10 protein-coding genes are annotated in these 12,125 nt (G+C 56.6%); 7 read left to right on the forward strand and 3 right to left on the reverse strand.

Going from position 1 to position 12,125, the window contains the following annotated elements; translation table 11 throughout:
• The first annotated feature begins 264 nt into the window (after positions 1-264).
• Positions 265-459 carry a hypothetical protein gene (locus ABD971_RS17725; RefSeq protein WP_339945788.1) on the forward strand — a complete coding sequence of 65 codons (195 nt, stop codon included), beginning with the start codon at positions 265-267 and terminating at the stop codon, positions 457-459.
• Positions 460-678: 219 nt separating this feature from the next.
• Positions 679-1,848 carry a DUF1559 family PulG-like putative transporter gene (locus tag ABD971_RS17730; RefSeq protein WP_345324232.1) on the forward strand — a complete coding sequence of 390 codons (1,170 nt, stop codon included), beginning with the start codon at positions 679-681 and terminating at the stop codon, positions 1,846-1,848.
• Positions 1,849-1,933: 85 nt separating this feature from the next.
• On the opposite strand, the gene gpmI is transcribed toward ABD971_RS17730, so the two are convergent.
• Entirely contained in the window at positions 1,934-3,538 is a 1,605-nt protein-coding gene (gene gpmI, locus ABD971_RS17735; RefSeq protein WP_345324234.1) for a 2,3-bisphosphoglycerate-independent phosphoglycerate mutase, read from the reverse strand.
• 216 nt (positions 3,539-3,754) lie between these two features.
• On the opposite strand from gpmI, the gene ABD971_RS17740 reads away from it, so the two are divergent.
• From ABD971_RS17740 to ABD971_RS17755, 4 genes are all read left to right on the forward strand, one after another.
• Entirely contained in the window at positions 3,755-5,077 is a 1,323-nt protein-coding gene (locus tag ABD971_RS17740) for a glucose-6-phosphate isomerase (RefSeq protein WP_345324236.1), read from the forward strand.
• A gap of 38 nt (positions 5,078-5,115) precedes the next feature.
• Positions 5,116-5,916 (forward strand): tryptophan synthase subunit alpha, encoded by an 801-nt coding sequence (gene trpA, locus ABD971_RS17745; protein ID WP_345324238.1) that lies wholly within the window; start codon positions 5,116-5,118, stop codon positions 5,914-5,916.
• A gap of 207 nt (positions 5,917-6,123) precedes the next feature.
• On the forward strand, positions 6,124-6,537 hold the full coding sequence (locus tag ABD971_RS17750) for a hypothetical protein (RefSeq protein ID WP_339945798.1): 414 nt from the start codon (positions 6,124-6,126) through the stop codon (positions 6,535-6,537).
• Positions 6,538-6,778: 241 nt separating this feature from the next.
• The gene (locus ABD971_RS17755) at positions 6,779-7,168 is read left to right on the forward strand and encodes a hypothetical protein (RefSeq protein ID WP_345324240.1); all 390 of its coding nucleotides are present in this window, start codon (positions 6,779-6,781) and stop codon (positions 7,166-7,168) included.
• Between the two features lie 273 nt (positions 7,169-7,441).
• Here the strand turns inward: ABD971_RS17755 and ABD971_RS17760 are convergent, their stop codons facing one another.
• Together ABD971_RS17760 and ABD971_RS17765 are read right to left on the reverse strand one after the other, a co-directional pair.
• A complete protein-coding gene (locus ABD971_RS17760) occupies positions 7,442-8,701 on the reverse strand; it encodes a DUF1501 domain-containing protein (protein WP_345324242.1) in 1,260 nt (419 codons plus the stop codon).
• Positions 8,702-8,705: 4 nt separating this feature from the next.
• Positions 8,706-10,325 (reverse strand): DUF1549 domain-containing protein, encoded by a 1,620-nt coding sequence (locus ABD971_RS17765; RefSeq protein WP_345324244.1) that lies wholly within the window; start codon positions 10,323-10,325, stop codon positions 8,706-8,708.
• 406 nt (positions 10,326-10,731) lie between these two features.
• On the opposite strand from ABD971_RS17765, the gene ABD971_RS17770 reads away from it, so the two are divergent.
• Positions 10,732-12,000: a hypothetical protein gene (locus ABD971_RS17770; RefSeq protein ID WP_345324246.1), complete on the forward strand. Its 1,269-nt coding sequence runs from the start codon at positions 10,732-10,734 to the stop codon at positions 11,998-12,000.
• Positions 12,001-12,125: the final 125 nt, after the last annotated feature.

The following is a 12,125-nucleotide window of genomic DNA, read 5'->3' on the forward strand; positions in this document are numbered from 1 at the left end:
AATTGATGTCCAAAAGTTTACTGCAGCCAAACCTAACTCTATAGCCTTAAAACGCTTGTCTATAGCCTTATCCGAATTTAAAAGTGCACTTTTTGGGTGCTTTCTTTCGCTCTGAACGCTTGCACAGGACCGCCTGCCTACCTAATATTGCCATCGAGCGCATTGCCCCCCCAACTCAACCGTTCTGCGCCCCATCGCTGCGATACTTGAATCAGACGCGGATGGACTCCTTTATTCTCCCTTCCTTCATACCCCACCATTTTGATGTCCAAGACTCTGCAAACTCGTTTGTTCTCGCTGCTGGCAACTGTTCTTTTCGCGACCGTGATCGCCGGATGTGGTGACTCTTCGGGGACCACCGAACTTGGAGATCTACCGGCCGGGGCGAGCAACCAAGAGGAAGAAACCGCGGCACCGACCGCAGCACCGGCAAAGAACGTCCCCGCAGACGAAGTTTGATCGCAAACGCGACTTCCATTCTCAACCGCTCATTGCGTAGCGAAAGTCGTGCGTGACTTTCGTGCTCCATACTCCGCAATGCTTTGGGATGCCTAACATGCTCCGCCCCCCTTCAGTCTACAAGTGTCTTGGACGAGGGGACGCTGACTGCACCTTTTACATGTAGCAACCTTAGATCGCTGAGGTTGCATTTTTTGTTTTTGTTTTGGAGTGTTTATGATGTTTAAATCCAATTCGTGGCGGCGCGGATTCACGCTGGTCGAACTGCTGGTGGTGATCGCCATCATCGGCGTCTTGGTCGGTTTGTTGCTGCCCGCGGTCCAGGCCGCGCGTGAAGCGGCCCGGCGTATGCAATGCAGCAACAACACCAAGCAATTGGGGTTGGCACTGCACAACTATCACTCGGCGTACCAGATGTTCCCGATGGGAAGCGGTGGCACCGGTGAAAACACAACCGGCAGCACGTCGATCGCTGGGACCAATCAACGACGGCTTAGCGGATTGATCGCGTTGCTGCCGTTTCTCGAGCAAACCGCGTTGTGGGAACGCTTCAGCAATCCCACCGACGGTTTTCCAGCGATGGGACCAACCCCCGGGACCAATGACGCGGCCATTGCTGGCCAAGTTTACACTCCGTTGCGAACTCAAGTGACGACGCTTCGCTGCCCCAGTGATCCAGCCGTGCATGCCGGCCAGGCGCAAACCAATTACGCTTTCTGCTATGGCGATGCGGGACGATTCGTCGGCGGAGCTCCTAACCATCACACCCGCTTCAACAACACCTACACTGGCGCCGCCGATCCGGCTTCCAAACGAGGTTGTTTTGCACGTTGGTACCAATACCGGTTCCGTGACATTTTGGATGGGACCAGCAACACCATCGCGATGGGCGAGATGGCGGTGACGCTGGATCAGCGCGAGGTGATCAGCAACCAATACCAAGGTTCCGTCGACTACCACCGAACCCCTAGCCTGTGCAAAACAGGACCGCATATCACCGCCGACGATCCTCGACATTTCGCTGGCGGAACGCTGTATCCACGTGGCCGCCGCTGGGGTGAAGGTCACGTTGGTTACACCGGTTTCAATACGATGCTGCCTCCGAATTCGCCGTCATGTCGTCGCGATTCCGGTAGTGCCGCGGGAGGTATTTCGGGCGTCTTTTCGGCGGCCAGCCGCCATCAAGGCGGATGTCATGTGTTGATGGCCGACGGCGCCGTTAAATTTGTCACCGAGTCAATCGACGCGGGCGACGCCACCAAAACCTCAGTCTCGACTACGGGTACCGGAATCGCCCCCAGCTATGCCCGCGCTGGATCGAAAAGCCCGTATGGTGTATGGGGTGCTTTGGGCACACGCGCCGCGAAGGAAACCGAATCGTTAGAATAGCGGCGAAACCGCTTAACGAGTCGAAACGAAAAAACGCCGTTTGAAACTCAGACGGCGTTTTCTTTTTTTTCACTGGCTAGAAAGCTTATCGCTTTAATAACGGTTCACCCGTCATCTCGGCCGGGATTGGCAAACCGAGCAGCTCCAGTGCTGTCGGTGCGATGTCGGCCAAGCGGCCATCGGTCTTCAGCTTGCGGCCTTCGAGCCCCGGCTCGACCACGATCAGCGGCACATCGTAGGTTGTGTGTGCGGTATGAGGCCCGCCGGTTTCCGGATCAATCATTTGTTCGCAATTGCCGTGGTCAGCCGTCACGATCAAGGAGCCTCCTTTTTTCAAGGTCGCTTCGACGACCTGCCCGACACACTCGTCCACCGTTTCGACCGCCTTGATCGCCGCCTCCAACACTCCGGTGTGTCCAACCATGTCGCCGTTGGCATAGTTGACGATCAACAAATCCGCGACACCCGATTCGATTTCTTTGAGCACCTTTTCGGTGATCTCGTGAGCCGACATTTCGGGAGCTTGATCGTAGGTCGATACGGTGCGAGTGGAGGGTGCCATTTCACGATCTTCGTGCGAAAACGGCTCGTCACGGTAATCGTTAAAGAAAAACGTCACGTGAGGATACTTTTCGGTTTCCGCACAACGGAACTGGTTCAGCCCAAGCGAACAGATGTACTCACCAAGAATGTTCGGCATCTTGGCTCGTTTTTCAAAGATCACTTTGACGGGCAATCCGGTTTGATACGCGGTCATGGTGGCGAAGTACAGATTGTCGACCTTGGCGCCACGATCGAAACCGCCTCCTTCGATGTTCTTCCACGCATCGTCACCAAAGGTGAACGCCTTGGTGATTTCGCGTGTTCGGTCACCACGATAGTTAAAGAAGATGACCGCATCGCCATCTTTCACGAGCGTCGGTTTGCCATTGTGCAGGATCGAGGTAGCGGAAATAAATTCATCTCCGGTGCGGCTCGATTCAATCGGATGATCGTAATAACGCTGGATCGCTTCCCCCGCCGATTCGGCTGTGTTGTCCGCGCCCTTGGTCATCATGTCGTAGGTCGCTTGCACACGTTCCCAACGCAAATCGCGGTCCATCGCATAGAACCGTCCGATCACGGTGGCGATATGACCGACGCCTTTTTCTTTCATCGCCGCTTCGATCTTTTCAACGTACGCCTTGCCTCCGGTCGGCGAGGTGTCACGTCCATCGGTGATCGCGTGGACGGCAAATTTTTCCGATTCGAGCCCCGAGCGACGCACCAGTTCAACGATCGCGATCGCGTGATCCAAATCGCTGTGCACACGTCCGTCGGACATCAAGCCAAGCAGATGCAACGTGCCGCCGGTTTTCTTGACATGCTCGATTGTTCCAAGCAGCACATCGTTATTGAAAAACGATTCGTCGCGAATCGCACGCGTGATTCGCATCACTTCTTGGTCGACAATTCGGCCGGCGCCAATGTTTTGGTGGCCCACTTCGCTGTTGCCCATCACGCCGGCGGGTAGTCCGACGTCCTCGCCCGAGGTGTGGATCAGGACGTTGGGATATTTGGCCATCAACTCATCGGCAACCGGGGTCTTTGCCAGATGAACCGCATTGGCGTGGTCCCATTCGGGGTACGGATTTTCGCCCCATCCATCGCGGACGATCAAAACAACAGGTTTTCGGCGAACTTCGGTCAAGGCTCTCTCGCTTATTCAGAAAGGTGGATTTTGATAGACGCATTTTTGATAGACCCAGGGGCGAATCTCTCTCGTTTTAGCCAACCCAAGCGAAATTCGGAACCTCGTGTCCGCTTCGAAGTTCTCGCGAGGTCGGGTAATCTACCGCTACAGTCATCTCGTGTCCGCCAAAATGACACGCCCAACCACTCGTCCCCCTTCGAACATTGATCCCGTATGAGTCTTTTGCGTTTTGACGCATCCCGAGCTTTTTCTGCCGATTTGGGGCACGACCAGACGCAGTACGGGAAAACGTTGGGTGAGGCCGATTCGCTCCGTCCCGAAATCCTGGAAATGCCGTTTTTTCGGCTGCCAGCCCAGCAATTGGCGGACTATGTGGCGATTCGTGAGGAATCTGAAGTCGGTCGCATCTTCAAAATCGCCAACTCGATTCACGACAAAATCGATGCCGTCGTCGTGCTCGGGTCGGACGCCGCCACGGCCGGTCCGATCGCACTGCGAGATGCGTGTTGTGACCCCTACCACAACGAGCTGTGCCGAGCCGGTCGCGGCAGTCGGCCGCGGATGTATTTTGTTGGCAATCATCTCGATAGCGATTCGATCGGGGCACTGCTAAATCGGCTGCGTAGTGGCGGCTACGGTGAAACGGCTCCCGAGACTCGCTGGGCACTCGTGGTGATCGACCCGACGGGACAAACACGCGAAACATCGGTCGTTTTGCCGCATTTCATCACCGCACTGAAAGCATCGCTACAGCGGTCGCCGGGTGAATCGCTGGGCGATTACCTGATTCCGATCACGGGGGAATCGGGACCGCTTCGTCAATTTGCACTGGCCAACGGGTGCCGCGAAATCTACGACCAACACCCTCAAATTGCCGAATCTCACAGCATTTTCACTGCTGCTGGATTGATGCCGGCGGCGATGTTGGCGTTGGACTGCATGAAACTGCTCGAAGGAGCGGTGGCGATGAACGAGCACTTCAAAATCGCCGCTCCCGAAGAGAATTGGGTGATGCAGTACGTCGCGGCGAGCAGGGGAGCGAACCGCACCTCGAGGATCATTTGCCTGTGGACCGAAGCGCTTGCCTCGGTGGCTCGTTGGTACACCCAAATCGTGGACGAACCGCTTGCCAGCACCGTCGTTTCTCACCCCAGCGGCCTGCTTCGCCAATTGGAATCGTCTGAATCGCTGCCCACCTCCTCGCTGCCCGATGCCTCCTCGCTGCCCACAGACCGCCCGGTAATTCACCACTGGTCGACCGCCAAGTGGCGAATGGACCCGTTGTCGTCGCCGAAATTCATGCATGACGACGAACCGGCAGAATTTTCCGATGCCGCACCGACGGCCACGATCCCGCATCTGTTGGCTGACATGATCGCCACGTCCTGCGAAGCGGTCCATCAACGGGGCTACCGGACGACCAGCTTTGACTTGCCCCATATCGACACATTCACGCTGGGACAGCTATTTCAGATGTTGATGATTTCCACGGCGATCGAAACCGGTTGTAGGAAAATTGCCGCGTCTGCCGTATAACTTGCCATCCCTTGATTCCTCGTTCTCTGCACAAATCTATGTCTGCGATTGACCAACTTTTTACTCAGCTGCGTGCATCCAAGAAGAAGGCGTTGATGCCGTTTATCACCGCCGGCGATCCCTCAATCGAAACGACCGAGGCGGTGCTTCGCAACCTTTCGGCCGCCGGAGCCGATTTGTGCGAAGTCGGCGTCCCCTACAGCGACCCGATCGCCGACGGCCCCGTGATCCAGGCGTCCTATCAACGTGCCCTCGATCAAGGGTTTCGTCTGCAGAGCGTTTTTGATCTGGGCAAGCGACTGTCCCAGGACGTCGTGATGCCCCGAGTCACGATGGTCAGCTATTCGATCATTCATCGCGTCGGAACCGAGGCGTATGTCAAAAAAGCGATCGAGGCGGGTTATGCCGGCGCCATCGTTCCCGATCTGTTGGTCGAGGAAGCCGAAGCGTTTTCGAAGATCTGTAAAGACGCAGACTTCAATTTGATCCAGCTGGTCACGCCGACCACCCCCAAAGAACGGCAAGTGCGAATCGCCAATTCGTCATCCGGATTCCTGTACTACGTCTCGGTCACCGGGATCACGGGCGAACGAGCGAAGCTGCCGCCGGATCTGCAAGAGAGCGTCCAGTGGTTGCGGGGCGAGACCGACCTGCCAATCTGTATCGGTTTTGGAATCAGCGGCCCAGAAACCGCAGCGACCTTGGCCCCCGTCGCCGACGGCTTGATCGTGGGATCCGCGATCGTACGCCGGATCGCCGAATCCAGCGGCAGCGAAGACGCGGTCAAGAAGGTCAGCGAGTTTGTGGGTGAGCTGCGAACGGCCATCGACGCCGCGTAACTGGCACGACCGTTACAAGCGGACGGGTTTCCCAGGCGGCACTGCTTTTCTAATCGGAAAAGTACCCGAAAACAGCGAAGTTTACTCAAGTGGTGTGCTACGTTTTTTTGGCCCACCACATACCATCGCTGTTACGAGAGTCTTTGCTACAGCTCGCCACTGTAGCAACCCACAAGACTCTTCCAACCAAAACGGGACATCACTGCCATGACCAAAACCGTCACTGCCAATCCAGCGGAAGATAAGAACATCCTCACTCTTGATCGTCGTAGCAAGCGAAACGAGCGACGCAATGGCAACCCGGACGCGGTTGACACCAACGTGATGGCCAAGCCACGTCGCAAAACACAGCGTCGTCGCCACATCGACCCGACCACTTGCGAACGCGATTACAACGATCAAGAAATCGAATTCATGCAGGCGATGGACGATTACAAGCGTTCGGCCGGACGAATGTTCCCGACCTGCAGCGAAGTTTTGGAAGTCATTCGTGCATTGGGTTATGTCAAACTGAACGCCGACCAACGCGAAGAGTTGTGCATCGACGAACAGGGCAGTGATTACTACGACGCCGATGCGAATCTCGAGGACGAACTCGAAGACGAAATCGCCGACGCCTAGTCGGTAAGGATCGGCAGAAAAGGAATGAATGCCCTGGATCGCTCTGCGGTTCGATTTCAACGTAGCTGCCGTCGCCAAACGGCGGAAATCCACGCTCTGGCGAGCGCAGCTACCGACAGCATTAAACGGCTCGTTTCGAGCGATTAACGACAACGACAAACACAAACAACAGCCTGGGTGGCGACTGCGGTACAATCCGTAAGCCGCTTTCCAGGCTGTTTTCGGTTTCCCAAGGTCGCTTGTGCGCATCGCCATCCAAACTATCGCCTATCTATGGGCGTCCCCCTACACCATCGCCGGCATCGCGATCGGGTTAATCCTGGGTGGACGATTCCAGCGAGTCGACGGGGTGATTGAAATCCACGGACCTCGAATCGCTTGGTTGCTCCGACATATGATCGTGCCCGCCCAAGCCTTGACGTTCGGGCATGTCGTGTTTGGGCAAAACCAATCGGCACTCGACTGCACACGGCTGCACGAACGAGTCCATGTGCGTCAATACGAACGCTGGGGTCCGCTGTTTGTGCCGATGTACCTGCTGTTCTCGATGATCCTGTTCCTCCGTGGTCGCGACGGCTATCGCGAGAATCCCTTCGAGATCGAAGCCTACGACGCCGAAGAGAGAGTGTGAGGCGGCTTTAAACCACCGGCGCTGTCTGTTTTGTGCCGGAGGCACTTTTCGCGATAGCCTTGGGTTTCCAACCCAAGAGGCGGATCGTCCGGAGAACACTCCGTCGCGGAGCGACGTTATGTGGTGGGGCCTCGCAGCGTTAGTGAAAGCCACGTACCAGTTCAACGTCACCAGCCCTTGTGCGGAAATCTCGCTGCAGGCTCGATTTCCGACCCTCCCGACGCAAGCTGGGAGGGTGAAGAAAACTCTCGCTCCGCTACAAACCGTTGCCACCTATGCCAACAAGCGGGTGATCGGGGTGCCGTCGCTGTAGCGGATCGGGCGGCCGATCGAGGTGTTGATTTCATGCGTTGGATCGACGCCTAGCCCTCTCAGCACGGTGGCGTACAGATCCGCGACGGTGATTGGATCCTCAGGGCTCTCGCGTTCTCCGCTGGGGTCCGTCGCTCCGATCCGCACGCCACTTCGCAAACCGCCGCCGCCGAGTAAGCATGAGAATCCATGCGGCCAATGATCACGTCCGTCTGCCCCATTGATCTTGGGCGTACGGCCGAACTCACCCAGACACAACACCACGGTCGAACTCAACAGGTCTCGCTCGTGTAAATCCTTCATCAACGCCGCAAACGCGGGGTCGAGCACGGCCGCCAGTTCACTGTGCTGGCCAAAGTTATTGTTGTGAGTGTCAAAATTTTGTAGCGTCACCTCGATTGCTCGCACCCCTTGTTGGACCAATCGACGTGCCACCAAACAGCCTCGACCAAAGTTCGAATCGCCATAATCCGCCAGGGTCGATGCGGATTCCTCATTCAGCTCAAACGCTTTTAGTTGATCCGAAGTCATCATCGTCAACGCGGCATCGACGTTTTCAGAGTGCATGGTGCGATCCACGACCGATTTTCGTCCGCGTGCGAAAGCTTGGGCCACCACGTCCAAGTGCGACAACCGCCGTTGTTGACGCGGCGCCGCCAACCAAGCCCTCAAGTCGTCATTCGATGATCCTGGCTCACGCACTCGCAAGGCGTCGAAGCGGCCGCCTAAAAAACCGCCTCGCGAAAGGTGATTGTCATAGCCCAGCGAGATGACCGGCGGGATTTCCAGCGGCTCATAGGGCAACGCGTGGGCGACGATCGCGCCGACCGACGGATGACGAAGCGTCGGATCGGGACGAAAGCCGGTCTTGACCAAATACGAGGCCCGGTCATGGTCGCCCTCTTTTGAAACCAGCGAACGGATCACCGACAAGTGATGCATCTGGTCCGCCAACCGTGGAAACGAGTTGGCAATTTGCACGCCGGGAAGCGACGTCGAAATCGCCCCCGTGGGACCGCCGATCCAAGTCGTCGGGTGCGGATCCCATGTCTCCAATTGACTCGGTCCGCCGGACAACCACAGCGTGATCAGCGATCGCGGTCGCTCGCCTCCACGTCGTTCGGCCGCCCGCACATCCATGCCCGGCAACGCAAACGAGACGCCTAGCCCGGTGGCCCAGTGAAGCAGTTCGCGGCGATTTAGAGATAGCGGTGATGCCATGGCTTTAATGATTCCAACAAAACTCGGCCGAGTTAAACAAGGTCCAATATATGTCTTCGCATGCTCGAGACCGCACTTTCCGATTGCCCTCGAGCTCCGGCAAGAAATGAGCCTTTTCTTCGGCCGACGGATGCCGTGTTAAACAGGCCATATAGCAGTGATCCAAACACGCTTCGGCGGTGCCGCTGATCGCGGCGATTCGGCCCACTGCCGAGAACAGCGTCGCCTCGCTTTGTTGGCGAGTTTCATTGCCGCTGAGCCGCTGGACCGTGTGCGGGATCGTACTCGCTTGAGCGTCTTCGGAATCGCCCGCAATGCCGTACTCGTTGATAAAACGCGATTGGCGTTGCCAGCGGCGAAACGCGGCCACCGGGTTCAATTCATCGGGACGTAGTGTGTTGATCGACGACGCTTGCTGCATCGACCGAATCATTTGGTGCGGGCCAAGTTCAGTCAGCGGGAAAACGGCCCACGACGCTTCTAGCTTATTGGCAGTCACTTCGTCGCCGAGTCCGGGGTGAGTCGAGGCGAGGCCGAAGGGACGCGTTTTGACAATCACGTGGATCAACCGTCTCAAATCGTCACCGTGATCGATCAAGTCGTCGGCCAAGATATCCAAAACATCCACATCATCCGGATCGTTTGACGTGCCTGGATCCGGGAGATCATCGACCGGCGAAATAAACGGTCGCCCTAGCATCAATCCCCAAACCCGGTTGGCGATCGCTCGGCGAAAGCGACGATTCTCAGGATGGATGACCCAGCTGGCTAATGCCTCACGCTGATGCTTGTGGTCCGAGGCCATGAAGGCGTCAAAGGGCAATTCGGCAGCGACGGAACGCGACTGTTCCGCTCGATCGTCCTGAATAACAAACGGCCGTGGCCGCGTGTCTTGGACGCGGTTGCGTTGAAATTGGACGTCGCCGAAATAGGCTGCGAGCCCTTCAAATTGCGATTGTTCCCACGATGCAAAGGGATGATCGTGACACTGCGCACAATCGATCCGTTGCCCTAAGAAGGCACGCGATGTACGGGCCGCTAATCGCTCGGCCGCGAGATCACCGAGTGCCAATTCAGAGGCAACAAACGTAGTCGCGGGATGGTCCGCAAACACGCCACGACCGGCGATCATCGCACTGGCGATTTCGTCATAGCCCGTCCCTTGCTGGATCGATTCACCCAACCATTGTCTGAAACGTTCACGTTGATGTGGTTTCAATTCCTCGGACACCGGATCAATAAAGGCATCGCCCAACCGGGCGGCAAAGTATTCGCTGAAACGCGAATCGGCAATCAATCGCGTCGTCCATCGGGCCAGCCGATCGGGCGAGGTATCGGACTCAAATTCACGAACCTCTTTGAGCGATGGCGAACTACCCACTAGCGCGAGCGTCAGTCGTCTTAGCACTTGCAGATTGTCTGCGGCCGCGGCAGGACGGATCGACGAATGCTCCCACTCTTTGTTCAACAACGCATCGATACGATCCACAGCCGCCATGTCGTCGCTAACCGAGGCACGCTTGGGCAGCGTAATGACTCTGGGCTCGACCGCTTTCCAGCCAACCATACCGACGATCGACATCATCACGATCGTCGTTGGCCAAATGGGATGTTGAGTTCGCATCACGGGAATTCGCCGAGCAGTCGAGTGCTCCGTCCAAATTGTTTTTTTGGGGTAGTGGATCTTGCTAAAGATCCAGCAGCATGAAAATCTTCAAAGAGATCCTCTACATCAATGCTTCATTCTTAATGGGGACAACGTTAATTAAACAGCATCAAGATGAATTTGTTTCGATAAAATGGGATCGCGTTACCCAAGAGGATTCGCCAGCGAACGAATGTTCTTGTGTGGACCACCTTGAATATCTCGCAATTTTCCGGAGACCACAACCTTTTTGCTCCGCAACCTACCGTGAGACGAAACCTCAATCGTCCGACCTCAGCGGAACTTGGCCCTTCCGGGATGGTTTAAACTTGATGGTTGTCACTCTGTTGGTTGCCTCTCACTCCGATACGCGAGTCGGCTTTTCATGTCTCTTCCCCTCCTGAACGACTTCGCCCCAGGCTCGACGATCGACGCATCGGAAGAGACGTCCGTTATACAACCAGGTCACTCCGGCATGAGACCTCCGGTCATTACCCGCGGCGAACTTGAATATTTCCCCTCGATGCCTTCGCTTCGCAGCCGTCCCCTTGCCGCGATCGCATGGTTGATCCGAGCTTGTGTCGCGATTCCCTGCGGCGTCGTGCTGCTTGCGATCGGTGCCACGATACCGATCGTCAACGTGTACGTGCTTGGCTGTCTAATGGAAATCCAAGGCCAAGTTGCGCGGACCGGAAAGTTCCGGACGGCGTTCTGGGGGCTGCCGCTGGCGCTGCGACTTGGGATCATCGCTCTGGCCGTCACGTTATGGTTGTTGCCGATTGAGTTGCTTGCGGCGCTGCACCGCGACACTCACGTTTTAGCTCCCGGAAGCGTCAAGGATTGGCTCGTTGCGATAACGCTGGCGATCGCAAGTGTCGTGATCGCGGCACACTTGGCTCTGGCGATTGCCGGTGGCGGTCGGTGGTGGCAATTCCTGCGTCCGATTCAAAATATTCGGCAACAACTCGACCGCCATTCTCGCGTTCGGTTTTGGCAGCAAGCGACTCGGCAAATCAACCAGTTCGTTGCGGCGATCTCGTTTATCCGACTATTGCGATCAGGCATCCTGGCGTACGCCGCAGCCTACCTCTGGCTCGTCATCCCGACGTTCCTTTTCACGTTGCTCGATGATGTGACGATCCGCTGGCAATGGTTCGGGTTTGCAACAGGATGTGCAATGTTGACCGTGACATTGATGTGGCTGCCGTTCCTGATGGCGCATGTTGCCGCCGAGCGGAGGACCGGGGCAATGTTTGAAATGCGGACGGTTTGCGAATTAGCGGCTCGCACACCTTTGTGTTGGTCGATGTCGACCGCATTTTTGATCGCCAGTTCGGTATTGACGCTGCTGTACACCGCTCTGGTCAAAAACGTCTTGCCGCCTCACGTTTTTCGCTGGGATCTGATGGCGGTGTTTCTTGTCACCATGATCCCCGCCCGCATCTTAGTCGGCCGAGCCTACCACCGTGCCACGACGCAACCGCCCACACGACCGAAGTGGAGTACAAGGATATGGCGGTGGAGCAACATCGCAGCCCTAAGCGTGGGGATGGGATATTACGTCTACTTTTTGTACTTGGCTCAAACCGGGGGCGAATTGGGGCAAAACGCAGTCTGGCAATTCCCCAGCGTGCTGCAGCCATTCCCCTATTGAGGACTCGACACCGAATCACCGCCCCCCGCCGATTCCCCCTCGAAACAATTGCTAGCAATTGAGTCAAGAAATCGCGTAGGTTTGCGGTTGTCGTTGCGTGGGCATTTTTTGTAGGGTCGATGACT

The sequence above is a fragment of the Novipirellula rosea genome (assembly GCF_039541335.1).
Lineage (GTDB): Bacteria > Planctomycetota > Planctomycetia > Pirellulales > Pirellulaceae > Novipirellula > Novipirellula rosea.

Excerpts from the sequence above, each read along its gene's own strand:
- ABD971_RS17725 (WP_339945788.1), top strand. The coding sequence starts at position 265 with ATGTCCAAGACTCTGCAAACTCGTTTGTTCTCGCTGCTGGCAACTGTT.
- ABD971_RS17730 (WP_345324232.1), top strand. The coding sequence starts at position 679 with ATGTTTAAATCCAATTCGTGGCGGCGCGGATTCACGCTGGTCGAACTG.
- ABD971_RS17740 (WP_345324236.1), top strand. The coding sequence starts at position 3,755 with ATGAGTCTTTTGCGTTTTGACGCATCCCGAGCTTTTTCTGCCGATTTG.
- trpA (WP_345324238.1), top strand. The coding sequence starts at position 5,116 with ATGTCTGCGATTGACCAACTTTTTACTCAGCTGCGTGCATCCAAGAAG.
- ABD971_RS17750 (WP_339945798.1), top strand. The coding sequence starts at position 6,124 with ATGACCAAAACCGTCACTGCCAATCCAGCGGAAGATAAGAACATCCTC.
- ABD971_RS17760 (WP_345324242.1), bottom strand. The coding sequence starts at position 8,701 with ATGGCATCACCGCTATCTCTAAATCGCCGCGAACTGCTTCACTGGGCC.
- ABD971_RS17765 (WP_345324244.1), bottom strand. The coding sequence starts at position 10,325 with ATGCGAACTCAACATCCCATTTGGCCAACGACGATCGTGATGATGTCG.
- ABD971_RS17770 (WP_345324246.1), top strand. The coding sequence starts at position 10,732 with ATGTCTCTTCCCCTCCTGAACGACTTCGCCCCAGGCTCGACGATCGAC.